Annotated in this window: 22 protein-coding genes and 1 pseudogene; 3 read left to right on the top strand and 20 right to left on the bottom strand. The window is 71.4% G+C overall.

What is annotated here, in order from left to right:
- From ACIP37_RS27310 to ACIP37_RS27220, 19 genes and pseudogenes are all read right to left on the bottom strand, one after another.
- Positions 1 to 245, bottom strand: a pseudogene (locus ACIP37_RS27310) (2-oxoglutarate ferredoxin oxidoreductase subunit alpha); the annotation flags it as partial.
- Positions 246 to 480: 235 nt separating this feature from the next.
- The gene (locus ACIP37_RS27305) at positions 481 to 1,143 is read right to left on the bottom strand and encodes a response regulator transcription factor (RefSeq protein WP_363585065.1); all 663 of its coding nucleotides are present in this window, start codon (positions 1,141 to 1,143) and stop codon (positions 481 to 483) included.
- Between the two features lie 115 nt (positions 1,144 to 1,258).
- A complete protein-coding gene (locus ACIP37_RS27300) occupies positions 1,259 to 2,269 on the bottom strand; it encodes a polyprenyl synthetase family protein (RefSeq protein ID WP_363585063.1) in 1,011 nt (336 codons plus the stop codon).
- Positions 2,270 to 2,572: 303 nt separating this feature from the next.
- Positions 2,573 to 4,195, bottom strand: coding sequence for an NADH-quinone oxidoreductase subunit NuoN (gene nuoN / locus ACIP37_RS27295; protein ID WP_350877774.1), 1,623 nt, complete (start codon positions 4,193 to 4,195; stop codon positions 2,573 to 2,575).
- Between the two features lie 11 nt (positions 4,196 to 4,206).
- The gene (locus ACIP37_RS27290; protein ID WP_363632142.1) at positions 4,207 to 5,826 is read right to left on the bottom strand and encodes an NADH-quinone oxidoreductase subunit M; all 1,620 of its coding nucleotides are present in this window, start codon (positions 5,824 to 5,826) and stop codon (positions 4,207 to 4,209) included.
- 34 nt (positions 5,827 to 5,860) lie between these two features.
- Positions 5,861 to 7,756, bottom strand: a complete 1,896-nt coding sequence (nuoL, locus tag ACIP37_RS27285; RefSeq protein ID WP_363619160.1) for an NADH-quinone oxidoreductase subunit L — start codon at positions 7,754 to 7,756, stop codon at positions 5,861 to 5,863.
- Positions 7,757 to 7,769: 13 nt separating this feature from the next.
- Entirely contained in the window at positions 7,770 to 8,069 is a 300-nt protein-coding gene (gene nuoK / locus ACIP37_RS27280) for an NADH-quinone oxidoreductase subunit NuoK (protein WP_363585058.1), read from the bottom strand.
- A complete protein-coding gene (locus ACIP37_RS27275) occupies positions 8,066 to 9,082 on the bottom strand; it encodes an NADH-quinone oxidoreductase subunit J (protein ID WP_363632140.1) in 1,017 nt (338 codons plus the stop codon). The genes nuoK and ACIP37_RS27275 overlap by 4 nt, the downstream gene beginning before the upstream one ends.
- Positions 9,079 to 9,681 carry an NADH-quinone oxidoreductase subunit NuoI gene (gene nuoI / locus ACIP37_RS27270; protein ID WP_363585056.1) on the bottom strand — a complete coding sequence of 201 codons (603 nt, stop codon included), beginning with the start codon at positions 9,679 to 9,681 and terminating at the stop codon, positions 9,079 to 9,081. The genes ACIP37_RS27275 and nuoI overlap by 4 nt, the downstream gene beginning before the upstream one ends.
- Positions 9,682 to 9,687: 6 nt before the next feature.
- The gene (gene nuoH, locus ACIP37_RS27265; protein ID WP_400808747.1) at positions 9,688 to 11,016 is read right to left on the bottom strand and encodes an NADH-quinone oxidoreductase subunit NuoH; all 1,329 of its coding nucleotides are present in this window, start codon (positions 11,014 to 11,016) and stop codon (positions 9,688 to 9,690) included.
- Positions 11,013 to 13,556, bottom strand: coding sequence for an NADH-quinone oxidoreductase subunit G (locus ACIP37_RS27260; protein ID WP_400808749.1), 2,544 nt, complete (start codon positions 13,554 to 13,556; stop codon positions 11,013 to 11,015). Before ACIP37_RS27260 ends, nuoH begins: the two co-directional genes overlap by 4 nt.
- Positions 13,553 to 14,914, bottom strand: coding sequence for an NADH-quinone oxidoreductase subunit NuoF (gene nuoF, locus ACIP37_RS27255; protein WP_400808752.1), 1,362 nt, complete (start codon positions 14,912 to 14,914; stop codon positions 13,553 to 13,555). The genes ACIP37_RS27260 and nuoF overlap by 4 nt, the downstream gene beginning before the upstream one ends.
- A complete protein-coding gene (nuoE, locus tag ACIP37_RS27250; RefSeq protein WP_363585048.1) occupies positions 14,914 to 15,669 on the bottom strand; it encodes an NADH-quinone oxidoreductase subunit NuoE in 756 nt (251 codons plus the stop codon). The genes nuoF and nuoE overlap by 1 nt, the downstream gene beginning before the upstream one ends.
- The gene (locus ACIP37_RS27245) at positions 15,666 to 17,042 is read right to left on the bottom strand and encodes an NADH-quinone oxidoreductase subunit D (RefSeq protein WP_363585047.1); all 1,377 of its coding nucleotides are present in this window, start codon (positions 17,040 to 17,042) and stop codon (positions 15,666 to 15,668) included. The genes nuoE and ACIP37_RS27245 overlap by 4 nt, the downstream gene beginning before the upstream one ends.
- Positions 17,042 to 17,755 carry an NADH-quinone oxidoreductase subunit C gene (locus ACIP37_RS27240; RefSeq protein ID WP_363585045.1) on the bottom strand — a complete coding sequence of 238 codons (714 nt, stop codon included), beginning with the start codon at positions 17,753 to 17,755 and terminating at the stop codon, positions 17,042 to 17,044. Before ACIP37_RS27240 ends, ACIP37_RS27245 begins: the two co-directional genes overlap by 1 nt.
- Positions 17,752 to 18,306, bottom strand: a complete 555-nt coding sequence (locus ACIP37_RS27235) for an NADH-quinone oxidoreductase subunit B family protein (RefSeq protein WP_063348147.1) — start codon at positions 18,304 to 18,306, stop codon at positions 17,752 to 17,754. The genes ACIP37_RS27240 and ACIP37_RS27235 overlap by 4 nt, the downstream gene beginning before the upstream one ends.
- Before the next feature lie 100 nt (positions 18,307 to 18,406).
- Entirely contained in the window at positions 18,407 to 18,766 is a 360-nt protein-coding gene (locus ACIP37_RS27230) for an NADH-quinone oxidoreductase subunit A (protein ID WP_030060100.1), read from the bottom strand.
- A 556-nt stretch (positions 18,767 to 19,322) separates the two neighbouring features.
- Positions 19,323 to 20,360 (bottom strand): DMT family transporter, encoded by a 1,038-nt coding sequence (locus tag ACIP37_RS27225; RefSeq protein WP_400844633.1) that lies wholly within the window; start codon positions 20,358 to 20,360, stop codon positions 19,323 to 19,325.
- 248 nt (positions 20,361 to 20,608) lie between these two features.
- Positions 20,609 to 21,274, bottom strand: coding sequence for a CatB-related O-acetyltransferase (locus tag ACIP37_RS27220; RefSeq protein WP_400844630.1), 666 nt, complete (start codon positions 21,272 to 21,274; stop codon positions 20,609 to 20,611).
- 94 nt (positions 21,275 to 21,368) lie between these two features.
- On the opposite strand from ACIP37_RS27220, the gene ACIP37_RS27215 reads away from it, so the two are divergent.
- From ACIP37_RS27215 to ACIP37_RS27205, 3 genes are all read left to right on the top strand, one after another.
- Positions 21,369 to 22,133, top strand: a complete 765-nt coding sequence (locus tag ACIP37_RS27215; RefSeq protein WP_400808761.1) for a TetR/AcrR family transcriptional regulator — start codon at positions 21,369 to 21,371, stop codon at positions 22,131 to 22,133.
- An 85-nt stretch (positions 22,134 to 22,218) separates the two neighbouring features.
- Positions 22,219 to 22,917 carry a peptidylprolyl isomerase gene (locus tag ACIP37_RS27210; RefSeq protein ID WP_400844627.1) on the top strand — a complete coding sequence of 233 codons (699 nt, stop codon included), beginning with the start codon at positions 22,219 to 22,221 and terminating at the stop codon, positions 22,915 to 22,917.
- Positions 22,918 to 23,014: 97 nt separating this feature from the next.
- Positions 23,015 to 23,377 carry a MazG-like family protein gene (locus tag ACIP37_RS27205; RefSeq protein WP_363585035.1) on the top strand — a complete coding sequence of 121 codons (363 nt, stop codon included), beginning with the start codon at positions 23,015 to 23,017 and terminating at the stop codon, positions 23,375 to 23,377.
- A gap of 54 nt (positions 23,378 to 23,431) precedes the next feature.
- On the opposite strand, the gene ACIP37_RS27200 is transcribed toward ACIP37_RS27205, so the two are convergent.
- A complete protein-coding gene (locus ACIP37_RS27200; protein ID WP_350877772.1) occupies positions 23,432 to 24,721 on the bottom strand; it encodes a geranylgeranyl reductase family protein in 1,290 nt (429 codons plus the stop codon).
- Positions 24,722 to 24,737 lie beyond the last annotated feature (16 nt).

Below are 24,737 nucleotides of genomic sequence, written 5' to 3'. Positions count from 1 at the left end.
AACGACGCCGTCTCCGAGGTGAACCGGTCACCGGTGAGCTGCATGCCGTCACCCGAGTCACCGGCGAAACGGATGATCACCCGGTCCAGTCGGCGGATCGGCTTGCCGTGCCTCGGCGGCGAACCTCCCGGGGCCGTTGGATCGGCGGGCACGGCCGCACCGGGGCGTCCGTCACCGTTCCCGGAACGACCACCGTCGCCGTCCGAGCCGTCCACTGCCTCTGACTGATCGACCTGACTGGTCACTGCCGCGGACCTCCTCGAGGGCACACCACCGCGGGCGCGGCCCCGTGCCCCGTCCGCTTGGTGCACCTCCCGCATCCTATGCGCGGGCACTTGATCCCGGACGGAACTCCCACGTGCGGCGGGAAAACACCGGCCCGCGCCCGTACCGCACACGGGGTACAACGTCCGGCCGCCGGAGATCATTCCGCGTCCGACGGCCGCCCCCCTGCCCCGAGCTGCCCGGCCGCCGGGACGGCTACGAGTTGAGGTAGGTGAGCACCGCCAGCACCCGTCGGTGGTCCTCCGGGCTCTGCGCCAGGCCCAGCTTCAGGAAGATGTTGCTGACGTGCTTCTCCACCGCGCCGTCCGAGACCACCAGCTGCTTGGCCACCGCGCTGTTGGTGCGGCCCTCCGCCATCAGCCCGAGCACCTCCCGCTCGCGCGGGGTGAGGTTGGCCAGCACGTCGCCCTTGCGGCTGCGGCTGAGGAGTTGCTGCACCACCTCCGGGTCCAGCGCGGTGCCGCCCTCGGCGACCCGGACCACCGCGTCCGCGAACTCGCGCACCTCCGCGACCCGGTCCTTCAGCAGGTAGCCGACGCCCCGGGTCGAACCGGCCAGCAGCTCGGAGGCGTACCGCTCCTCCACGAACTGCGACAGCACCAGCACGTTCAGCTCCGGGTAGCGCCCACGCAGCTCGACGCAGGCGCGCAGGCCCTCGTCGGTGTGGCTCGGCGGCATCCGCACGTCGGAGACCACGACGTCCGGCAGTTGCCCGGCCGCGGCCAGGTCGTGGATGGTCTTCACCAGCGCGGCGCCGTCCCCGACACCCGCCACGACCTCCAGGCCCCGGTCGGTGAGCAGCCGGGTCAGGCCCTCCCGCAGCAGTACGGAGTCCTCGGCTATGACGACGCGGCGCATGGTGACCTTCCCGGCAGGGCAGAGCTGACAGGGGCCAGTCTCCCCCATCCGGGTGAACACCCGGCCCGCCGTCCGCGGATCCGCCGGTCAGGGGCTGCCGCCCGCCGCGCCCCGGTCACATGGTCCGGATCGCCACCGCGTCGCAGAGCCCCTCCAGGGCCGCCTTCGCCGCGCAGTCCGGCAGCGGGGCGAGCAGCGCCCGGGCGTCCTCGGCCTGGCGCAGCGTCTCCCGGCGGGCGCGCTCCAGCGCGGGGTGGCGGCGCAGCAGCCGCAGCGCCTCGGCGTGCAGCTCGTCGTCGGCGAGGTCCAGGGTGAGCAGTTCGCGCAGCCGGGTGTCGGCCGGGTCGGCGGGGTCAGCCGGCATCTGCTCCAGCAGCAGGGTCGGCAGGGTCGGCACGCCCTCGCGCAGGTCGGTGCCGGGGGTCTTGCCGGACTCCTGGCCGTCGCTGGCGATGTCCAGCACGTCGTCGGCCAGCTGGAAGGCGATGCCGATCCGCTCGCCGAACTCGCTGAGGGTGTCCACCATCCACGGCTCGGCGCCGGCCATCAGCGCTCCTATCCGGCAGGAGACCGCGATCAGCGAACCGGTCTTGCCGGCCAGCACGTCGAGGTAGTGCAGCAGCGGGTCGCCGTCCGGGCCGGGGCCGCGGGTCTCCAGGATCTGGCCGGTGACCAGCCGCTCGAAGGCGTCGGCCTGCATCCGCACCGCCTCGGGGCCGAGGTCGGCGAGCACCTGGGAGGCGCGGGAGAACAGGAAGTCGCCGGTGAGGATGGCCACCGAGTTGTCCCAGCGGGAGTTGGCGCTGGGGGCGCCGCGGCGCACCGGGGCCTCGTCCATGACGTCGTCGTGGTACAGGGTCGCCAGGTGGGTGAGTTCGACGACGACGGCCGCCGGCACCACACCGGGCGCCCCCGGGTCGCCGAACTGCGCCGCCAGCAGCAGCAGCAGCGGACGGAAGCGCTTGCCGCCGGCCTCGATGAGGTGACTGGCGGTGATGGTGATGAACGGGACGTCGCTCTTGACGGCCTCGGCGAGCGCCGTCTCCACCGCGTCCAGTCCGGCCTGAACGTCCCGGGTCAGGTCGCGGTCCTGCACGCTGAGCCCGAAGGGTCCCACGACGGTCACGAAGACCACTCCTCTGTCCCTGGTCGATCTAGCGGCCTGGTCCCTGAGTGCCGCCGCTGGCCATACAGGCAGGGTATCCGGTCACGAGTGGATCACTGCACGGGCGTGCGGATCCTGTCATGATCGGGCCGGATGCCCTGGTCAGGGCGGCTGTGGGGGCAGTACTGCGGTGGGGGCGAATTCAGCTGGAAAACACGGGCCGGAGCCCCTCCGCCGGCGGGCCGGCGGCAAACGCGCGTCCGGACCGCGCGCCGAGGGCGCGGCCCGGACGGGCCCGGGGCGGCGGCGCCGCCCCGGTGGCGGTCAGCGGACGAACAGCGCGGCCTTCGACGCCAGGTCCAGGAAGTACTGCGGCAGCAGGCCGAGACCCAGCGTGACCAGCACCCCCACCCCGATCGCGGTCGCCGTGAAGGCGCTCGGGATCGCCACCGTCGGGCCGCCCGGCTTCGGGTCGGAGAAGAACATCAGCACGATGACCCGGATGTAGAAGAACGCGGCCACCGCCGAACTCAGCACACCGACGATCACCAGCGGCGTCGCCCCGCCGGCCGCCGCTGCCTGGAACACCGCGAACTTCCCGGTGAACCCGGAGGTCAGCGGGATCCCGGCGAAGGCCAGCAGGAACAGTGCGAACACCGCCGCCACCAGCGGCGAGCGCCGGCCCAGCCCGGCCCAGCTGGACAGGTGGGTCGCCTCGCCCTTGGAGTCGCGCACCAGGGTGACCACGGCGAACGCGCCGAGCGTCACGAAGGAGTACGACAGCAGGTAGAACAGCACCGAGGACAGGCCCTGCTTGTTGGTGGCGATCACGCCCGTGAGGATGAACCCGGCGTGCGCGATCGAGGAGTACGCCAGCAGCCGCTTGACGTCCTGCTGGGTGACCGCCAGCACCGCGCCCACCACCATGGTGAGGATCGCCACCCCCCACAGCACCGGCCGCCAGTCCAGCCGCAGGCCCGGGAAGGCCACGTAGAACAGCCGCAGGAACGCCCCGAAGGCCGCGACCTTCGTCGCCGCCGCCATGAAGCCGGTCACCGGGGTCGGCGCGCCCTGGTACACGTCCGGGGTCCAGGAGTGGAACGGCACCGCGCCGACCTTGAACAGCAGGCCGACCGCGAGCATCGCCAGGCCGATCAGCAGCAGCGCGTCACTCTGGGTGCTGCTCAGCTGCGCCGGGGTGGTCATCGCCTTGCCGGAGATCACGTCCGAGATGTCGCCGAGCTTCACGCTGCCCGCGTAGCCGTACAGCAGCGCGGTGCCGAACAGGAAGAACGCCGAGGCGAAGGCGCCCAGCAGGAAGTACTTGACGGCCGCCTCCTGGGAGAGCAGCCGGCGGCGCCGGGCCAGCGCGCAGAGCAGGTACAGCGGGAGGGAGAAGACCTCCAGCGCCACGAACATCGTCAGCAGGTCGTTGGCCGCGGGGAACAGCAGCATCCCGCCGACCGCGAACATGGTGAGCGGGAAGACCTCGCTGGTGGCGAAGCCGGCCCGGACCGCGGCCCGCTCCTGCTCGCCGCCGGGGGTGGCGGCGGCCTGGGCCGCGAAGGCGTCGGCGGGCAGGCCGCCCGCCTTGGGCTCCAGCTTCCGTTCGGCGTAGGTGAGCACCGCGACGACGGCGGCCAGCAGGATCACGCCCTGCAGGAACAGCGCCGGGCCGTCCAGCGCGACGGACTCCATGGCCAGCAGGTCGACCCGGGTGGAGCCGAAGCCCTGGGAGGCCAGCACCACCACGGCGACGAAGGAGCCGATCAGCCCGGCCAGGGCGAGCGACACCTGCGTCCAGTGCCGGTACCGGCGGGGCACGAAGGCCTCCACCAGGATGCCGGCCACGGCGGCGCCGAACACCACCAGCATCGGGGAGAGCTGGCCGTACTCCAGGTGCGGCGCCGGGATGCTGGCGGTGTTGCCGCCGGCGGCGGCGAGCATGCCGGTGGTGCTCACTTCTGCTCACCTCCTGAGGTGGCGGCGACCGGGTGGGCCGGCGCCGGGTCGGTCTCGTGGACCTGCGAGAGCGTCGCGTTCACCGAGGGGTTGACCAGGTCGGTGAGCGGCTTGGGGTAGACGCCGAGCAGGATGGTCAGCGCCACCAGCGGGGCGACCACGGCCAGTTCGCGGACCTTGAGGTCGGGCATCCCGCCGACGCCGGCCTTCACCGGGCCGGTCATGGTGCGCTGGTACAGCAGCAGGGCGTACAGCGCGGCCAGCACGATGCCGAAGGTCGCCACGATGCCGATCGCCGGGTAGCGGGTGAACGTGCCCACCAGCACCAGGAACTCGCTGACGAACGGGGCCAGCCCGGGCAGCGACAGGGTGGCCAGACCGCCGATCAGGAACGTCCCGGCGAGCACCGGGGCGACCTTCTGCACCCCGCCGTAGTCGGCGATCAGCCGCGAGCCGCGGCGGGAGATCAGGAAGCCCGCCACCAGCATCCACGCGGCGGTGGAGATGCCGTGGTTGACCATGTAGAGGGTGGCGCCGCTCTGGCCCTGGCTGGTCAGCGCGAAGATGCCCATGATGATGAAGCCGAAGTGCGAGATCGACGCGTAGGCGACCAGCCGCTTGATGTCCTTCTGGCCGACCGCCAGCAGCGCGCCGTAGATGATCCCGATCACCGACAGGACCAGGATCACCGGGGCGAAGGTCTTCGAGGCGTGCGGGAACAGCCCGAGGCAGAAGCGCAGCATCGCGAAGGTGCCGACCTTGTCCACCACGGCGGTGATCAGCACGGCGGTGCCGGCGGTGGCCTCGCCCATCGCGTTCGGCAGCCAGGTGTGCAGCGGCCACAGCGGGGCCTTCACCGCGAAGGCGAAGAAGAAACCCAGGAACAGCGCCTTCTCGGCGGTGCCGGACAGCTGGAGCTTGCCGTCGGCGATCGCCGAGGTGAGGGTCTGGAGGTCGAAGGTGCCGAAGCCCTGGTCCTGCGCGATCACGTACAGGCCGATCACGGCGGCCAGCATCACCAGGCCGCCGAGCAGGTTGTAGAGCAGGAACTTCACGGCCGCGTACGAGCGCTGGCGCGCCGCGTCGGGGCCGCCGGCCCGGTCGCCGAAGCCGCCGATCAGGAAGTACATCGGGATCAGCATGGCTTCGAAGAACACGTAGAAGAGGAAGACGTCGGTGGCGTAGAAGGAGACGACCACCATCGCCTCCACCGCCAGGATCAGGGCGAAGAAGCCCTGGGTGCGGCGCCTGCCCTCAAAGGTGCCGTCGGGAGAGGCAGGCCCCGGGTCGGCGTCGTGCCAGGAGGCCAGCATCACCACCGGCACCAGGACGGCGGTGAGCAGGGCGAGGACGGCGCCGATGCCGTCCACGCCGAGCGAGAAGGTGATGCCGAAGGAGCGGATCCAGCTGTACGACTCGGTCAGCTGGTAGCGATCGCCGTGCGGGTCGAAGCGGGTCGCCACCACGGCGGCCAGCACCAGGGTGACGACCGAGACGCCCAGGGCGACGGCCTTGGTGGTCGAGCGGCGGCGCTCGGTCGACCCGGCGGGCAGGGCGGCGGTCAGCACCGCGCCGGCCGCCGGGACGGCACAGGTGGCGGTCAGCAACGCGCTCATGGCCGCACCCCCCACGTGGAATCTGCGCGAGTCATCAGACGGACCTCATCAGGAGAGTCGTGGCGACCAGCACCAGCGTGCCGCCGAACATGGAGAGCGCGTACGAGCGGACGAAGCCGTTCTGGACCCGCCGCAGCCGACTGGACACGCCGCCGATGGTGGCGGCCAGGCCGTTGACGAAGCCGTCCAGACCGCGGCTGTCGAAGTAGACCAGCGTCGCGGTGAGCGCCGAGCCCGGGCGGACCAGGACGGCGTGGTTGAAGTCGTCCTGGAGCAGGTCGCGGCGGGCGGCCCGGGTGAGCGGGGAGCCGACCGGCGGCACCACGGGGACGGCGGAGCGCCCGTACATCAGGTACGAGACGAGGACGCCGGCCAGCATGCAGGCCGTGGTGAGCACGGTGACCACCAGCGGGGCGAGCGGCGAGTTGCCCTCGGAGTGTCCGGTGACCGGCTCCAGCCAGGTCAGGAACGAGTCGTTGAAGGCGAACAGCCCGCCCGCGAAGACCGAGCCGAAGGCCAGCAGGACCATCGGGATGGTCATGGTCTTCGGCGACTCGTGCGGGTGCGGGGCGTTGCCCTCCGCGTCCGGCTGCCAGCGCTTCTCGCCGAAGAAGGTCAGCAGCATCACCCGGGTCATGTAGAACGCGGTGACGGCGGCACCGGTCAGCGCGCACAGGCCGAGGATCCAGCCCTCGGTGCCGCCCTTGGCGAAGGCCGCCTCGATGATCTTGTCCTTGGAGAAGAAGCCGGACAGGCCGGGGAAGCCGATGATCGCCAGGTAGCCGAGGCCGAAGGTGACGAAGGTGACCGGCATGTACTTGCGCAGGCCGCCGTAGTGACGCATGTTCACCTCGTCGTTCATGCCGTGCATGACCGACCCGGCGCCGAGGAACAGCCCGGCCTTGAAGAAGCCGTGCGTCACCAGGTGCATGATCGCGAAGGCGTAGCCGATCGGGCCGAGCCCGGCCGCCAGCACCATGTAGCCGATCTGCGACATCGTCGACCCGGCCAGCGCCTTCTTGATGTCGTCCTTCGCGCAACCGACGATCGCACCGAACAGCAGCGTGACCGCGCCGACCACCACCACGGCGGTCTGCGCGTCCGGCGCCAGGTCGAAGATCGCCGACGAGCGGGTGATCAGGTAGACGCCGGCGGTCACCATGGTGGCCGCGTGGATCAGCGCCGACACCGGGGTCGGGCCCTCCATCGCGTCGCCCAGCCAGGACTGCAGCGGCACCTGCGCCGACTTGCCGCAGGCCGCCAGCAGCAGCATCAGGCCGATCGCCGTCAGCTTGCCCTCGCTCGCCTGCGCCGCCCCACCGAAGACCGGCTCGAAGGCGAAGGAGCCGAACTCGGTGAACATCAGCATGATCGCGATCGACAGGCCCAGGTCACCGACCCGGTTGACGATGAACGCCTTCTTCGCCGCCGTCGCCGCGCTCGGCTTGTGCTGCCAGAAACCGATCAGCAGGTACGAGGCGAGGCCCACGCCCTCCCAACCGAAGTACAGCAGCAGGTAGTTGTCGGCGACCACCAGCAGCAGCATGGCGGCCAGGAACAGGTTCAGGTACGCGAAGAAGCGGCGCCGGCGCTCGTCGTGCGCCATGTAGCCCACCGAGTACAGGTGGATCAGCGTGCCGACGCCGGTGATCAGCAGGACGAAGGTCATCGACAACTGGTCGAGCCGGAACGACATGTCGGCCTGGAACCCGTTCACCGGGATCCAGCTGAACAGGTGCTCGGTGACGGCCCGGTGCTCGGCCTCGCGGCCCAGCATGTCCCGGAACAGCGCCAGGCCGAAGCCGAACGAGAGCGCCGCGAGGGCGGTGGCCAGCCAGTGGCCGAAGCGGTCCAGCGCGCGGCCGCCGAGCAGGAGCAGGGCGGCGCCGGCCAGCGGGGCCGCCACCAGCAGCGGAATGAGAGAGTTCACCGAGGCCCTCCGCCTACAGCTTCATCAGATTGCTGTCGTCGACCGAAGCGGAGTGCCTGGTCCGGAAGATGGAGACGATGATGGCGAGGCCGACCACGACCTCGGCCGCCGCGACCACCATCGTGAAGAACGCGATGATCTGGCCGTCCAGGGTGCCGTGCAGCCGGGAGAAGGTCACCAGGGCGAGGTTCGAGGCGTTCAGCATCAGCTCCACGCACATGAACAGCACGATCGCGTTGCGCCGGATCAGCACTCCGGCCGCGCCGATGGTGAACAACAGGGCCGCGAGGTACAGGTAGTTGGCCGGGTTCACTCCGCTCCCTCCTCGTCGGCACGGCCGTTCAGACCGTCCTTGCCGTTCAAGCCGTCCTTGCCGTTCGAACCGCCGTTGCCGTTCAGGCCGCCGTTGCCGTTCAGACCGTTCGGACCGCCGTTGCCGTCCTTGCCGTTCACCGACGCCGGCACCGACGCCGGCACCGGCTCCAGGGACTTCCGCGGTCCGGCGACCGCCGGCCGCTCGGACGACGGCCGGCCCAGCCAGTCCGCCGTGGTGTTCTCCAGCTCGGCCATCCGCCGCAACATCTCCTGGCTGACGTCCCGGACCTGGCCGCGCTCGCGCAGCGTCGCCATCACCGAGTCCTCGGCGATCGTGCCGTCCGGCAGCAGCGCCGGAACGTCCACCGCGTTGTGCCGCGCGTACACGCCCGGCGCCGGCAGCGGCGGCAGCTGGAGGTTGTCCACGACCCGCTGGGCGGCCAGCTCGCGCTGCGTCTTCGGCGCCTTCACGTGCTCGCGGTGGGTCAGCACCATCGCACCGATCGCCGCGGTGATCAGCAGCGCGCCGGTGACCTCGAACGCCCACACGTACCGGGTGAAGATCAGCCGGGCCAGGCCCGGCACGTTGCCCTCGGCGTTCGCCTCGGACAGGCCGGTGAAGTGGTCCAGCCGCGCGTTGGCGATCCCGGCGATCAGCAGCACGCCGAAGCCCAGCCCGCACAGCACCGCGGCGAACCGCTGGCCCTTCAGCTGCTCCTTCAGGGAGTCCTCGCTGGTGACGCCGACCAGCATCACCACGAACAGGAACAACATCATGATCGCGCCGGTGTAGACGACGATCTGCACCACGCCCAGGAACACCGCGCCCTGCGCCATGTAACAGACCGCCAGCGCCATCATCGTGGCCGCCAGGCACAGCGCGCTGTGCACGGCCTTGCGCATCAGCACCATGCCGAGCGCGCCGCCGACCGCGATCACCGCGAGCACCCAGAACTGGACGGCCTCCCCGACGGAGGTCGTCCCGGTCGCGGCCAGGTTGAGGGAGGTCACTGCTGGACCTCCCGCTCCCGGTCGGTGCGCTCCTGCTGGACCGTCCCGGGCGCCGCCGCGGTGATCTCGCCCCGGTAGTACGCGCCCTCGTCGGCGCCCGGGAAGATCGCGTGCGGGGCGTCCACCATGCCCTCGGACAGGCCGACCAGCAGCTGCTCCTTGGTGAAGATCAGGTCCCGGCGCGAGGAGTCGGCCAGCTCGTACTCGTTGGTCATGGTGAGCGCGCGGGTCGGACAGGCCTCGATGCACAGCCCGCACAGGATGCAGCGGGCGTAGTTGATCTGGTAGACCGCGCCGTAGCGCTCGCCCGGCGAGTAGCGCTCCTCCTCCCGGTTGTCCGCGCCCTCCACGTAGATGGCGTCGGCCGGACAGGCCCACGCGCACAGCTCGCAGCCGACGCACTTCTCCAGGCCGTCCGGGTGCCGGTTCAGCTGGTGGCGGCCGTGGAAGCGCGGAGCGGTGGGCTTCTTCTGCTCCGGGTACTGCTCGGTGAGCCGCTTCTTGAACATGGCCTTGAAGGTCACGCCGAAGCCGGCGGCCGGGCCGAGGATCGACGGCTTGTCGGGCCGCTCGGCCCGCTCCGTCTGGTCGGACGACATCTCGGTTCAGCTCCCTTCGGTATGGTCGGCCCCGTTGAGGGCGTCCTGGAGTTGCTTCGGGGCCCGGCTGCGCCGGCGCGGCACCGGCGGGAGCTCCTGTCCGGGCAGCGGGGGCACCGGGTATCCGCCCGCCATCGGGTCGAACTCCCCCTTCGGCAGGGCGGGTTCGGGCTCAGGTTCCTTCTTCAGGAAGTCCCGCAGCAGGGCGAGCAGCAGGATCGCCCCGACCGGCGCGCCGACGTACAGCACCACCTCGCCGAAGCCGTAGCCCTCGTTGCGCAGCGCCCGCACGCTCGCGATCAGCACCAGCCACACCAGCGAGACCGGGATCAGCACCTTCCAGCCCAGCTTCATGAACTGGTCGTAGCGGAACCGGGGCAGCGTGCCGCGCAGCCAGATGAAGAAGAACAGCAGCAGCTGGATCTTCAGCGTGATCCACAGCATCGGCCACCAGCCGTGGTTGGCGCCCTCCCAGAAGGTCGACACCGGCCACGGGGCCCGCCAGCCGCCCAGGAACAGGGTGGAGGCCACCGCCGAGACGGTCACCATGTTGACGTACTCGGCCAGCATGAACATCGCGAACTTCAGCGAGGAGTACTCGGTGTTGAAACCGCCGACCAGCTCGCCCTCGGCCTCCGGGAGGTCGAACGGCGCCCGGTTGGTCTCACCCACCATCGCGATGATGTACACGATGAACGACACCGGCAGCAGCGCCGCGAACCAGGTCGGCTGCTGGTGCGCCACGATCTCCGAGGTCGACATCGACCCCGAGTAGATGAACACCGCCGCGAAGGACAGGCCCATCGCGATCTCGTAGCTGACCATCTGCGCGGCCGAGCGCAGCCCGCCCAGCAGCGGGTACGTCGAACCGGACGACCAGCCGGCCAGCACGATGCCGTAGATGCCGATCGAGGCCGTCGCCAGGATGTACAGCAGCGCCACCGGGAAGTCGGTCAGCTGCATCGCCGTCCGGGTGCCGAAGATCGACACCTCGTTGCCGGCCGGCCCGAACGGGATCACCGCGAAGGCCATGAACGCCGGGACGGCGCAGACGATCGGGGCCAGGACGTAGACCACCTTGTCCGCGCCCTTGACCACCAGGTCTTCCTTGAGCGCCAGCTTCACGCCGTCCGCCAGGGACTGCAGCATCCCCCACGGCCCGTGCCGGTTCGGCCCGATGCGCAGCTGCATCCAGGCCACCACCTTGCGCTCCCAGACGATCGCGATCAGCACCGTCAGGACCAGGAAGCCGAAGCAGAACAGCGCCTTCAGCAGCACCAGCCACCACGGGTCCTGCCCGAAGAAGTGGAGCGTCTCGTACGGCTGCGGAGTCATCGCTCCTCCCCTTCGCTGCCCGCGTCGCCCGCCGCGGCCTCGGCCCTCACGGCCGGCTCGGGGGCGGCCACGGCGATCGTGACCAGATGGCCGACGGTGGTGCCGAGCGCGCGGTGGGCGCCGCCCGGCGTGGAGTTGAGCGGGATCCAGACCGTGCGGTCCGGGATCGAGTCGGTGACCTCCAGCGGCAGGGTCAGCGAGCCGGCCGGGCCGGTCAGCCGCAGCGCCCCGCCCGCCCCACCCGCCTCGGCGCCGGCCTCCGGCGCACCGACCTCCTTCGCGGTGGCCGGCGAGACCCGGGCCACCGCCCGGTGCCGGGTGCCCGCCAGGTGCGGATCACCCTGCTGCAACGTGCCGTTGTCCAGCAGCTGGCGCCAACCCGCCAGCACCGCCTGGCCGGTGGCCGGGCGGGGCAGCACGCCGGGGTGCGCGGCCGGGTCCGCGGACCGGTCACCCGTCCACGGGGTGAAGTGGTCCAGCTCCAGCCGGGCCGCCCGGACGTCCGGCAGACCCAGCCGGTGGCCCAGCGCCTCCGCCAGCATGGTCAGCACCCGCAGGTCCGGGTACAGATGGCGGCCCATCTGCTGATCGGGCTTCAGCGCCGCCTCGAACATCCGCAGCCGGCCCTCCCAGTCCAGGAAGGCGCCGGCCTTCTCCGCCACCGCCGCCACCGGCAGCACCACGTCCGCGCGCGCCGTCACCGCGGAGGGCCGCAGCTCCAGCGACACCACGAACGGCACCGCCGCCAGCGCCGCGTCGGCCAGCGCCGGATCCGGCAGGTCGTCCGGGTCGACGCCGCCGACCAGCAGCGCGTCCAGCTCGCCGTGCGCCGCGGCCGTCAGGATCTGCTCGGTGTCCCGGCCCGGCCGGGACGGCAGCTCCGCCACCCCCCACACCCCGGCGGCCTCCGCCCGGGCGGCCGGAGCCGCCACCGGACGGCCGCCGGGCAGCAGCCCCGGCAGCAGGCCCGCCTCGACCGCACCGCGCTCACCCGCCCGGCGCGGCACCCACGCCAGCCGGGCGCCGGTCGCGTGCGCCAGGCGCAGCACCGCCGTCAGCGCGCCCGGGGCGGCGGCCAGCCGCTCGCCCACCAGGATCACCGCGCCCGGGCCGCGCAGCAGCTCGGCGGCCCGCCCGGCCTCGTCGTTCAGCGGCTCGTCGGCGGCCAGCGCGGCGAACCACTCCGCCTCCGTGCCCGGGGCCGCCGGCAGCAGCGCGCCGCGCAGCTTGGCCAGGCCCCGGGAGGCGAACGCCGCCACCGAGTACACCTTCAGGCCCCGGTCGCGGCTGGCCTTGCGCAGCCGCAGGAAGACGATCGGCGACTCCTCCTCCGGCTCGAAACCCGCCAGCAGCACCGCCGGCGCCTGCTCCAGCTCCTCGTAGGTCAGGCCCTCGCCGTCCACGTCCACCCCGCGCCCGGCGACGGCGGCGGCCAGGAAGTCCGCCTCCTCGCCGCTGTGCGGGCGGGCCCGGAAGTCCACGTCGTTGGTGCCGAGCACCACCCGCGCGAACTTCCCGTACGCGTAGGCGTCCTCGACGGTGACCCGGCCGCCGGTCAGCACCCCGACGCGGGCGCCGCGCAGTCCCTCGGCGGCCCGGGCCAGCGCCTCCGGCCAGGAGGCGGGCACCAGCTCGCCGTCCACCCGCACCAGCGGGGTGGCGATCCGGTCCCGCTGCTGGGCGTAGCGGAACGCGAACCGGCCCTTGTCGCAGTTCCACTCCTCGTTGACCGCCGGGTCCTCGCCCGCCAGCCGGCGCAGCACCTTGCCGCGCCGGTGGTCGGTGCGCTGGGCGCAGCCCGAGGAGCAGTGCTCGCACACGCTCGGCGAGGAGACCAGGTCGAACGGGCGGGAGCGGAAGCGGTACGCCGCCGAGGTCAGGGCGCCCACCGGGCAGATCTGGATGGTGTTCCCGGAGAAGTACGAGTCGAGCGGCTCGTCGTCCCCGGTGCCGACCTGCTGGAGCGCGCCGCGTTCCAGCAGGTCGATGAACGGGTCCCCGGCGATCTGCTGCGAGAAGCGGGTGCAGCGCGCGCACAGCACGCAGCGCTCCCGGTCCAGCAGCACCTGGGTGCTGAGCGGGATCGGCTTCTCGTAGGTGCGCTTCATCCCCTCGAAGCGGGTGTCGGCGTCACCCGTGGACATCGCCTGGTTCTGCAGCGGGCACTCGCCGCCCTTGTCGCAGACCGGGCAGTCCAGCGGGTGGTTGATCAGCAGCAGCTCCATCACGCCGCGCTGCGCCTTCTCGGCCACCGGTGAACTCACCTGGGTGCGCACCACCATGCCCTCGGCGACCGGGATGGTGCAGGAGGCGACGGGCTTGCGCTGGCCCTCGATCTCGACGATGCACTGCCGGCAGGCGCCGGCCGGGTCGAGCAGCGGGTGGTCGCAGAAGCGCGGGATCTGGGTGCCGATCCGTTCGGCGGCCCGGATCACCAACGTCCCCTTGGGGACCTGCACTTCGACGCCGTCGATGGTGAGCGTGACCAGCTCGACCGCGGCCTTGTCGCCCGTGGAGGTGGATGGCTCTGTGATCGTCACGCGTGCACCTCCCTTTCGGTGGCGGACTGGTGGCCGGGGCGGGGGCCGTCGGCCCAGACGGTGGAGGCGGCCGGGTCGAACGGGCAGCGGCGCTCGGCCAGGTGCTGCTCGTACTCGGCCCGGAAGTGCTGGAGGGAGGAGACGATCGGGCTCGCGGCGCCGTCGCCCAGTGCGCAGAAGGACTTGCCGTTGATGTTGTCGGCGATGTCGAGGAGCTTCTCCAGGTCCCCGTCGACGCCCGCGCCCGCCTCGATCCGCTTGAGCAACTGGACCAGCCAGTAGGTGCCCTCGCGGCAGGGGGTGCACTTGCCGCAGGACTCGTGGGCGTAGAACTCGGTCCAGCGGGTGACCGCACGCACCACGCAGGTGGTCTCGTCGAAGACCTGCAGCGCCTTGGTGCCGAGCATCGAACCGGCCGCGCCGACACCCTCGTAGTCCAGCGGGACGTCCAGGTGCTCGTCGGTGAACATCGGGGTGGACGAGCCGCCCGGGGTCCAGAACTTGAGCCGGTGCCCGGGGCGGACGCCGCCGCTCATGTCCAGCAGCTGGCGCAGCGTGATGCCCAGCGGCGCCTCGTACTGGCCGGGGTTGGTGACGTGGCCGGAGAGCGAGTACAGCGTGAAGCCGGGGGACTTTTCGGTGCCCAGGCCCTTGAACCACTCCTTGCCGCGGGCCAGGATCGGCGGCACCGAGGCGATCGACTCGACGTTGTTGACCACCGTCGGGCAGGCGTACAGGCCGGCGATCGCCGGGAACGGCGGCCGCAGCCGGGGCTGGCCGCGGCGGCCCTCCAGCGAGTCCAGCAGTGCCGTCTCCTCGCCGCAGATGTAGGCGCCGGCTCCGGCGTGCACGGTGATGTCGAGGTCGACGCCCGAGCCGAGGATGTCCCGGCCGAGCAGCCCGGCCTGGTACGCCTCGGCGACGGCCGCGTGCAGGCGGCGCAGCACCGGGACGACCTCGCCGCGCAGGTAGATGAACGCGTGGTCGCAGCGGATCGCGTAGGAGGCGATGATCATGCCCTCGATCAGCGCGTGCGGGTTGGCGAACAGCAGCGGGATGTCCTTGCAGGTGCCCGGCTCGGACTCGTCCGCGTTGACCACCAGGTAGTGCGGCTTGCCGTCGTTCTGCGGGATGAACTGCCACTTCATCCCGGTGGGGAAGCCGGCACCGCCGCGACCGCGCAGCCCGGAGTCCTTCACCAGGGCGATCACGTCGTCCGGCGGCATCGCCAGGGCCACCTTGAGGCCGTCGTAGCCGTGGTGGCGACGGTAGGTGGCCAGCGTCCAGGGCCGTTCGTCGTCCCAGGAGGCGGACAGGACGGGGGTGAGCAGCTTCTCGGCCGGCTCGGCGGCGGTCATCACGCTTCCGTCCCTTCGTGGCCGGTGCCCTCGTGGCGGGGCGCGACGACCTTGGTGCCGCCGGTGCCGGGCAGCGCCTCGCCCTTGGCCAGGCGCAGGCCGGCCAGCGAGGGCGCGCCGCCCGCGCCGGACTCGTCGTTGGCACCCGGGCGCTCGTCGGGGAAGCCCGCCAGGATCCGGGCGGACTCCTTGAAGGTGCACAGCCGGGCGCCGCGGGTCGGCCGGACCTCCCGGCCCGCGCGCAGGTCGTCGACCAGCCGCTTGGCGCTCTCCGGGGTCTGGTCGTCGAAGAACTCCCAGTTGACCATCACCACGGGCGCGTAGTCGCAGGCCGCGTTGCACTCGATGTGCTCGATCGAGATCTCGCCGTCCCCGGTGGTCTCGTTGTTGCGCACGCCGAGGTGCTGCTGGAGCTCGTCGAAGATCTGGTCGCCGCCGAGCACCGCGCACAGGGTGTTGGTGCAGACCCCGACGTGGTACTTCCCGGCCGGGCGCCGCCGGTACATGGTGTAGAAGGTGGCGACGGCGGTGACCTCGGCGGTGGTGAGGTCCAGCTGCTCGGCGCAGAACCGGATGCCGGTCGGGCTGACGAAGCCCTCCTCGGCCTGCACCAGGTGCAGCAGCGGCAGCAGCGCCGACCGGGCCTGCGGGTAGCGGCCGATCAGCTCCGCGGCGTCGGCGGCAAGCCGGGCGTGCACCTCCTCGGGGTACGGTGTGGCCGGCAGCGCCGGCATCCCCAACTGGACGTCTGTCACCGGTCCACGCCTCCCATCACCGGGTCGATCCCGGCCACCGCGACGATCACGTCGGCGACCTGGCCGCCCTCGCACATCGCCGCCATCGTCTGCAGATTGGTGAACGACGGATCCCGGAAATGGACCCGGTACGGGCGCGTCCCGCCGTCGCTGACCACGTGCACGCCCAGCTCGCCCTTGGGCGACTCGACCGCCGCGTACGCCTGGCCGACCGGGACCCTGAAGCCCTCGGTGACCAGCTTGAAGTGGTGGATCAGGGCCTCCATCGAGGTGCCCATGATCTTGCGGATGTGGTCGAGCGAGTTGCCCATCCCGTCCGGGCCGACGGCGAGTTGGGCGGGCCAGGCGATCTTCTTGTCGGCCACCATCACCGGGCCCGGCCGCAGCCGGTCCAGGCACTGCTCGACGATCCCCAGCGACTGCCGCATCTCCTCCAGGCGGATCAGGAAGCGGCCGTAGGAGTCGGCGCTGTCCGCGATCGCGACCTCGAAGTCGTAGTCCTGGTAGCCGCAGTACGGGTCGGTCTTGCGCAGGTCGTGCGGCAGGCCGGTGGCGCGCAGGATCGGGCCGGTGGCGCCGAGGGCCAGGCAGCCGGGCAGGTCGAGGAAGCCGACGTCGACCAGGCGCGCCTTGAACACCGGGTTCCCGGTGGCGAGTTTGTCGTACTCGTGCATTCGGGAGCGCAGGGTCTTCACGCATTCGCGGATCTGGTCGACGGCGCCGGGCGGGAGGTCCTGGGCGAGGCCGCCGGGGCGCACGTACGCGTGGTTCATGCGCAGGCCGGTGACCAGCTCGAAGACGTCCAGGATCAGCTCGCGGTCGCGGAAGCCGTAGATCATCAGGGTGGTGGAGCCGATCTCCATGCCACCGGTGGCCAGGCAGACCAGGTGCGAGGCGATCCGGTTGAGCTCCATCATCAGCACCCGGATCACGCTGACCCGGTCCGGGATGTCGTCGGTGATGCCGAGCAGCTTCTCGACGGCCAGGCAGTACGCGGTCTCGTTGAACAGCGGGGTCAGGTAGTCCATCCGGGTCACGAAGGTGGTGCCCTGGACCCAGTTGCGGAACTCCATGTTCTTCTCGATGCCGGTGTGGAGGTAGCCGATGCCGCAGCGGGCCTCCTTCACCGTCTCGCCGTCGATCTCCAGGATCAGCCGCAACACGCCGTGGGTGGACGGGTGCTGGGGGCCCATGTTGACGATGATGCGCTCGTCGTCGGCCCGGCCGACCGCCTCGACCACCTCGCCCCAGTCGCCTCCGGTGACCGTGAAGACCCGGCCCTCGGTGGTCTCCCGGGCCTCTGCCTGCTCGGTCTCCTCGTGGGGTCGAGTCTCTTCGTCGTGCCGAGCATCTTCGTGGTGCCGAGTACTCATCAGCTGTACGACCTCCGCTGGTCGGGAGCCGGGATCTGGGCGCCCTTGTACTCGACGGGGATGCCGCCGAGCGGGTAGTCCTTGCGCTGCGGGTGGCCCAGCCAGTCGTCCGGCATCATGATCCGGGTAAGCGCCGGGTGGCCTTCGAAGACCAGGCCGAAGAAGTCGTAGGCCTCGCGCTCGTGCCAGTCGTTGGTCGGGTAGACGCTCACCACGGAGGGGATGCGCGGGTCGGCGTCCGGCGCGGTGACCTCCACCCGGATCAGCCGTCCGTGGGTGATCGACCGCAGGTGGTAGACCGCGTGCAGCTCGCGGCCCTTGTCGTCGGGGTAGTGCACGCCGCTCACGCCCAGGCACAGTTCGAAGCGCAGCGCCGGGTCGTCGCGCAGGGTGCGGGCGGTCCGGAGCAGGTGGGCGCGGTCGATGTGGAAGGTGAGCTCGCCGCGGTCGACGACGGTCTTCTCGATCACCTCGACCGGGTCCAGGCCCTGCTCCTCCAGGGCGCCCTCCAGCTCGTCGGCGACCTCGTCGAACCAGCCGCCGTACGGCCGTTCGCTCGGGCCGGGCAGCACGATCGGCGCGGCCAGGCCGCCGAAGCCGGAGGTGTCGCCGCTGTCCTGGGCACCGAACATGCCCTGCCGGCGGCCGACCACCTCGACCGGGATCTCGCGGACCGGGTGCTCGCGACGGGTCTCGGGTAGCTGCTCGTTCATCGCAGCAGCCCCCGCATCTCGCTGACCGGGGTGGCCTTGAGGGCGAGCGCCTCGCCCAGTTCCTCGGCCCGGATCCGGTTCGCGCCCAGCGGCTCGTGCTGGATCTTGTCGTGCAGCTTCAGGATGGCGTCCATCAGCATCTCCGGGCGGGGCGGGCAACCGGGCAGGTAGATGTCCACCGGGACGATGTGGTCGACGCCCTGCACGATCGCGTAGTTGTTGAACATCCCGCCCGAGGAGGCGCAGACGCCCATCGAGATGACCCACTTCGGGTTGGCCATCTGGTCGTACACCTGGCGCAGCACCGGGGCCATCTTCTGGCTCACCCGACCCGCCACGATCATCAGATCGGCCTGCCGGGGGGAACCCCGGAACACCTCCATGCCGAACCGGGCCAGGTCGTAGCGGCCGGCGCCGGTGGTCATCATCTCGATCGCGCAGCAGGCCAGACCGAAGGTGGCCGGGAAGAGTGACGCCTTGCGCACCCAACCGGCGGCCGTCTCCACGGTCGTGAGCAGAAAGCCGCTCGGCAGCTTCTCCTCGATTCCCATCAGATCCCTCTCAATGCCCTCAAGAAGCCCTCAAGTCCTGTGGTACGTCGGCCCGTTCGGGCTTGTCCGCTCGTTCACAAAGGCGGCGGCCACCCCGCGCTCAGTCCCACTCCAGGCCGCCGCGGCGCCACACGTAGGCGTAGGCGACGAAGACCGTGGCGATGAACAGGAGCATCTCGACCAACCCGAAGATCCCCAGGGCGTCGAAGGTCACCGCCCAGGGATAGAGAAAGACGATCTCGATGTCGAAGACGATGAAGAGCATCGCCGTCAGGTAGTACTTGATCGGGAACCGACCGCCGCCCACGGGCTGCGGGGTCGGCTCGATGCCGCACTCGTACGCCTCCAACTTGGCCCGGTTGTAGCGCTTGGGGCCGGTGAGTGAGGCCATCACGACGGAGCCGACCGCGAACGCCGCCGCGATGGCACCGAGTACGAGGATCGGCGCGTAGGCATTCATAGCCCCCGCTCCCTCCGTCCAGTCGTCCTTGACTGCAGATCGGAACCGGCAGGTCACGCTGAGGTGAACCCGCGTTCCGGTTCCCGGGATCCACCTCATGTGAGGCAGTTCACAAAGCCTGGAACGAGCGCATCCTATGCCCGTCGGCTTGTGATCTGCGACACGCAGTTCAACGTCATCTTTGTGATCTACGCCACGATGGGAATCGTGCCGAATATGAACATGCCCAGAGTTGTCAACACAAAGAAGTCAAATGGTCACAACCAGTCGCATTTACTTGTGAAGCGGCTGGTCAGAGCCGCGCTCCTATATCAACTATGCGTCGACGGGAGCAAATTTCGAGGCGTCATGTTGACGTGTTATAGCGGCTCACCCTGAGGGGTGGCGGGGGACCGAACGCTCGCTTGACCCTTCGTTCACAAGCGTGCGAAACGGTCCTCGGGGCCCTCCCCCTCCCGCCGCCCGCCGCCCGCCGCCCGGTACGCCGAGCACCAGCCGGGCTGGGGCACGGTCTACGCCCGTCGGACGCTGAGTCGCCGGTGACCACCACAGCGGATCACACCGGGGACGGCTCCGGGCCCCGCTCCCCGACCCCGGTCGCGGACTCGGCGACAACAGATCCAGCGGCCTCGGACTCGACGGCCTCGGACTCGACGGCTTCGGACTCAACGGCTTCGGTCTCCCCGCGCCGGACGGGAGCGGGAGCGGGGACGGAGGCGGGAGCGGCGCGGCGGCCCCACTCGGTGGCGACCATGACCAGGGCTCCGCCGACCAGGGCGAGCGGACCCATCCGGTTCCCGGCGATGGTGATGCCGAAGACGGCGGCCCACAGCGGTTCGGTGCCGAGCAACAGACTCACCCGGGACGGCGAGGTGGCGCGGACAGCCCACATCTGAACGAAGAAGGCGAACAGCGTGCACAACAGGGACAGGTGCAGCAACCAGGCCCACTGGCCGGGCCCGTACGAGCGGGCGACGGCCCACGGCGACGGCCCTACGGCTGGCGCGACGGACGCGAACACGGCTGTCGCGACGGCGAGTTGGACCCAGGTCAGGGCCAGCATGTCGGTTCCGCGGACGGCGCGGGCGCGGGCCGTCGCCAGGACGAAGGCCGAGCGAACCAGGGCGGCGCCCAGCACCAGCAGGTCGCCGAGCGAAGGCGGGCGCAGCCCGCCGTCCCCGGTGAGCAGCGCGACGCCGAGCACGGCCAGCGCGGCGGCCGCGAGGAAGGCGCGCGGCGGCGCCGTCCGGCTGAGGACGCTCTCGCCGAGCGGGGTGAGCACCATCGCGAGGCTGATGATCAGCCCGGCATTGGTGGCGGAGGTGTGCACGGCACCGTACGTCTCCAGCAGGAAGATCCCGCTGAGCACCAGCCCCAGTGCGCCGCCGCCCAGCCACTCGGCGCGGCTCAGCCTCCGTAGCGCCGGCCAGGCGACCATCCCGAGCAGCGGCAGCACCAGCCCGAACCGCAGGACCAGCATCGCCACGGCCGTCCCGGGCTCCGCCACCCGCTGGACGGCGAGGAAGCTCGACCCCCACACCACCGCCACCAGGAGAACCGGCAGGTCGCGAAGGGCCGATGAGGACGAAGACACGGACAGGGAGGCGCGCATGAGTCAGATCCCTCCGAGCGAACGGAACCGGCGGGGCGCGAGTACCGTACGGCGTCGGACGGACCCTGGAGCTGGGCGAAGGGCGCAGCTATCGACGGGGCGGAGCATGGAGCAGGGGGACGCCATCCTCCCGCACCGGCCCACCCGTGATCAACGCCCTGCCGCAGCTCACTGGATCTCCGGAGGGCTCCAGCGCCCCCGGGGCCGACGTCCTTCCCAGGCCCGGCAGGTCAGCGGGCGAGCAGGCCGTTCGCCGCGGCGATCTCCTCGATGTCGGCCGGGGTCCCGGACATGATGGCGCGGACGTGCTCGGTGACGAGCTCGACCGGCCAGTTCCACCAGGCCGCACGGAGCAGTCGCTCGACGTCGGCGCCCTCGAAGCGGCGCCGGATCGGGCGGGCGGGGTTGCCGCCGACGATGGTGTAGGGCTCGACGTCGGCGGTGACCATCGCACCGGCCGCGATGATCGCGCCGTCGCCGATCCGGACGCCGGGCAGGACAGTGGCGCCGAAGCCGAACCAGACGTCGTTGCCGATCACGGTGTCGCCCCGGCTGGGCAGGCCGGTGACGAGGTCGAGGGTCCGCTCGGTCCACTCGCCGCCGAACATCGTGAACGGGAAGGTGGACACGCCGATGGTCGGGTGGGCGGCGCCGGCCATCAGGAAGCGGGCCCCGGTGGCGATCGCGCAGTACTTTCCGATCACCAGCCGCTCGGGTCCGTAGGCGTAGAGGACGTTGCGCTCCTCGACGCGGGTGGCCCCTTCGGGGTCGTCGAAGTAGGTGTACTCGCCGACCTCGATCCGCGGGTCGGTGACGAGCGGGCGCAGCAGGACGACCCGGTCGTGGCCGGCGAGCGGGTGCAGGGCAGTGGGGTCGGGAATGGCGGTGGCGGTCACACAGACTCCTCTCGTAACGCGACCAAGGTCGCATTACGATGAGCATGGCACGGCCGCCACACCACAGCAAGCCTTAACGCGACTGGAGTCGACTTTGAACGAGAACGCCCCGGAGCCGACCCACCCCGCGACGACCCACCCCGCCACCACCGCACACCCCGCGACGACCGCCCCCGCCACCACCGCGCAGCCCGCGACGACCCACCTCGAAACGACCCACCCCGAGCCCCGCACCCCGACCCCGCGCCCCGGCGGCCGCAGCGCCCGGGTCCGGGAGGGGGTGGTCGCCGCCACGCTCGCCGAGGTCGCCGAGAAGGGGTACGACGGCCTCACCGTCGAGGCGGTCGCGAGCCGCTCCGGCGTCCACAAGGCGACGCTGTACCGGCGGTGGGGCGGAGTGGACGGCCTGGTCGCGGACGCCCTGACCGCCTCGGCCGACCGGCCCTGGCCGCTGCCCGACACCGGCGACCTCCGCGAGGACCTGCGGCTGATCACCCGGGAGGTGTTCACCGTCTTCACCGATCCCGACCTGGGGGCCACCCCCACCGCGCTGATCTTCGCCGCTCAGCGCTCCGACACCGGCGCGACCGCCCTGCGCGCCTTCTTCGCCTCCCGCCACCGCCAGGCCGCCGAGGTCGCCGAACGAGCCGTCGCCCGGGGCGAGTTGCCCACCGGAACGGACGGCGCCGAGGTGGTCCGGGCCGCCACCGCTCCGCTCTACTACCGGCTGTTCGTCACTGGCGAGCCGCTGGACGCCCACACCGCCGAGCGGGCCGCCGACGCCGCCGCGCTGGCCGCCCGCGCCGGGCTGTTCACCTCCGCACCCCGGGCCAACCCCGTTCCCCCGGAGCCCTCCTGACCCTCCACCCGCCCGACGGGGCCTGAAACCCAACGGCCCCTACCGACCTCTACCGGATCGCCGCCCCGGCGTGGATGATGGCGCCATGCCAACCCCGCCGTCCACCACCCTCCGGAAGGCCCGTCACGTGAAGCGCGCACCCTGGGCCCTGCTCGCCGTCGCCACCGTCCTCCCGCTCACGGCGAGCACCGGCACCGCCGTCGCGGACACCCCGCCGCCCGCGCCCGCCTGCGCCTACACGCCCGCGGTGCCGGCCGACAACTTCAAGGGCATCCCCGTCTTCGACGCCAAGAAGGCCGCCCAGCCCTACCGCGCCACCCTGCGCACCAGCCAGGGCGCGATCACCTTCCAGGCGCTGACCGACAAGGCGCCCTGCACCACCTTCTCGTTCCACTTCCTCGCCGAGCACGACTACTTCGACCGCAGCCACTGCCACCGCCTCACCACCCAGCGGCTCTACGTCCTGCAGTGCGGCGACCCGACCGGAACGGGCAGCGGCGGGCCCGGCTACTCCTTCCCGGACGAGAACCTCACCGGCGCCACCTACCCGGCCGGCACCGTGGCGATGGCCAACGCCGGTCCGAACACCAACGGCAGCCAGTTCTTCTTCGTCTGGAAGGACACCAAGCTCTCCCCCGCCTACACCCCGTTCGGCCGGATCACGGCGGGCCTGGACGTCCTGCAGAAGATCGCCGCGGGCGGCGAGGACGACCAGAACAACCCCGGCGACGGCTTCCCCACCCTCCCCGTGAACATCCGCCACGTGAAGATCAGCACCCGCTGACCGGGAGCCCGCCCCTCACCCCCCACGCCGTTCCCGTGCGTCCGCAGCGCCTCCCGTACGGTGGCAGCACCAACGACACCGCACGGGAGCAGCGCGCATGGACAGCCGGATCTGGGAGAGCGTGGACCACCTCGTCGCGTGGCTCGACGAGCAGGGCACGCAGTCGCCCCGGGAGGAGCGCCTGCTGCGGATCCTCAAGCTCTCCGAGGAGGTCGGCGAGGTCGGCGCCGCGGTGATCGGCGCCACCGGCCAGAACCCGCGCAAGGGCGTCACCCACAGCTGGGAGGACGTCCAGCACGAGCTCTGCGACGTCGTCTTCACCGCCCTCGTCGCCCTCCGGACGCTCACCCCCGACGCGGCCCGGGTCTTCGCCGACCGCCTCGCCTACGTCGAACAGCGCTCCGCCGCCTCCCGCCGCCCGGCGGACGGGGAGCGGAAGACGGCGGAGGAGACGCCCTGAGGTCCTGGAAGGGACCGGGGGGACCGAGGGGGCCGGGAGAAGGCCCCGGGCCCGCTACGCGTTGGGCGCGACCTTCGCGAGGCCGTTGATGATGCGGTCCATCGCGTCGCCGCCCTGCGGGTCGGTGAGGTTGGCGAGCATCTTGAGGGTGAAGCGCATCAGCATCGGGTGGGTGAGGCCGCGCTGGGTGGCGAGCTGCATCACCTTGGGGTTGCCGATGAGCTTCACGAAGGCGCGGCCCATCGTGTAGTAGCCGCCGTAGACGTCCTTGAGGACGCGCGGGTAGCCCTGCAGAGCGCGCTCGCGCCCGGTCTCGGTGACCCGGGCGTGGGCCTGGACGATGACGCCGGCGGCGATCTGGCCGGATTCCATCGCGTAGGCGATGCCCTCGCCGTTGAACGGGTTGACCATGCCGCCCGCGTCGCCGACGAGCAGCAGGCCGCGGGTGTAGTGCGGCTGCCGGTTGAAGGCCATCGGCAGCGCGGCGCCGCGGATCGGGTCGGTCATGTTCTCGGGGGTGTAGCCCCACTCCTCCGGCATGCCGGCGCACCAGGCCTTGAGCACCTCGCGCCAGTCGAGTTCGCCGAACGCGGGCGAGGAGTTGAGGATGCCGAGGCCGACGTTGGAGGTGCCGTCGCCCATGCCGAAGACCCAGCCGTACCCGGGCAGCTGCTTGCGCTGGCCGCCGCGGGTGTCCCACAGCTCCAGCCAGGACTCCAGGTAGTCGTCGTCGTGGCGCGGCGAGGTGAAGTACGTCCGGTAGGCGACGCCCATCGGGCGGTCCTCGCGGCGGTGCAGGCCCATGGCGAGCGAGAGCCGGGTGGAGTTGCCGTCGGCGGCGACCACCAGCGGGGCGCGGAAGGTGACCGGCCGCTTCTCGTCGCCGAGCTTGGCGGTGACGCCGACGATCCGGCCGGTGCGCTCGTCCAGGACGGGCCCGCTGACGTTGCAGCGCTCGTAGAGCCGGGCGCCGGCCTTCTCGGCCTGACGGACCAGCAGCTCGTCGAAGTCGGCGCGCTTGCGGACCAGGCCGTAGTCCGGGAAGGCGGACAGCTCGGGCCAGTCCAGCTCCAGCCGGACGCCGCCGCCGATGATGCGCAGGCCCTTGTTGTGCAGCCAGCCGTTCTCGGTGGAGACGTCGATGCCCATGTCCACCAGTTGCTTGGTGGCGCGGGGGGTGAGGCCGTCGCCGCAGACCTTCTCGCGCGGGAACGCGGTCTTCTCCAGCAGCAGCACGTCCAGCCCGGCCTGGGCGAGGTAGTACGCGGTGGTGGACCCGGCCGGACCCGCGCCGACCACGATGACGTCGGCCGTGCTCTCGACCGGGCTGTCCGGCTTCGTCAGATCGGCTGCGGTCTCG

It is taken from the genome of Kitasatospora sp. NPDC088861 (genome assembly GCF_044750105.1).
Taxonomy (GTDB): Bacteria; Actinomycetota; Actinomycetes; order Streptomycetales; family Streptomycetaceae; genus Kitasatospora.
This window is presented reverse-complemented; position numbering and strand designations above follow the sequence as displayed.

What these genes read in the sequence shown, in the direction of transcription:
- ACIP37_RS27305 (WP_363585065.1), bottom strand. Translation starts at nt 1,143, where the DNA reads ATGCGCCGCGTCGTCATAGCCGAGGACTCCGTACTGCTGCGGGAGGGC.
- nuoN (WP_350877774.1), bottom strand. Translation starts at nt 4,195, where the DNA reads ATGCTCGCCGCCGCCGGCGGCAACACCGCCAGCATCCCGGCGCCGCAC.
- ACIP37_RS27290 (WP_363632142.1), bottom strand. Translation starts at nt 5,826, where the DNA reads ATGAGCGCGTTGCTGACCGCCACCTGTGCCGTCCCGGCGGCCGGCGCG.
- nuoI (WP_363585056.1), bottom strand. Translation starts at nt 9,681, where the DNA reads ATGTCGTCCGACCAGACGGAGCGGGCCGAGCGGCCCGACAAGCCGTCG.
- nuoH (WP_400808747.1), bottom strand. Translation starts at nt 11,016, where the DNA reads ATGACTCCGCAGCCGTACGAGACGCTCCACTTCTTCGGGCAGGACCCG.
- nuoF (WP_400808752.1), bottom strand. Translation starts at nt 14,914, where the DNA reads ATGACCGCCGCCGAGCCGGCCGAGAAGCTGCTCACCCCCGTCCTGTCC.
- ACIP37_RS27245 (WP_363585047.1), bottom strand. Translation starts at nt 17,042, where the DNA reads ATGAGTACTCGGCACCACGAAGATGCTCGGCACGACGAAGAGACTCGA.
- ACIP37_RS27240 (WP_363585045.1), bottom strand. Translation starts at nt 17,755, where the DNA reads ATGAACGAGCAGCTACCCGAGACCCGTCGCGAGCACCCGGTCCGCGAG.
- ACIP37_RS27235 (WP_063348147.1), bottom strand. Translation starts at nt 18,306, where the DNA reads ATGGGAATCGAGGAGAAGCTGCCGAGCGGCTTTCTGCTCACGACCGTG.
- ACIP37_RS27230 (WP_030060100.1), bottom strand. Translation starts at nt 18,766, where the DNA reads ATGAATGCCTACGCGCCGATCCTCGTACTCGGTGCCATCGCGGCGGCG.
- ACIP37_RS27210 (WP_400844627.1), top strand. Translation starts at nt 22,219, where the DNA reads ATGCCAACCCCGCCGTCCACCACCCTCCGGAAGGCCCGTCACGTGAAG.
- ACIP37_RS27205 (WP_363585035.1), top strand. Translation starts at nt 23,015, where the DNA reads ATGGACAGCCGGATCTGGGAGAGCGTGGACCACCTCGTCGCGTGGCTC.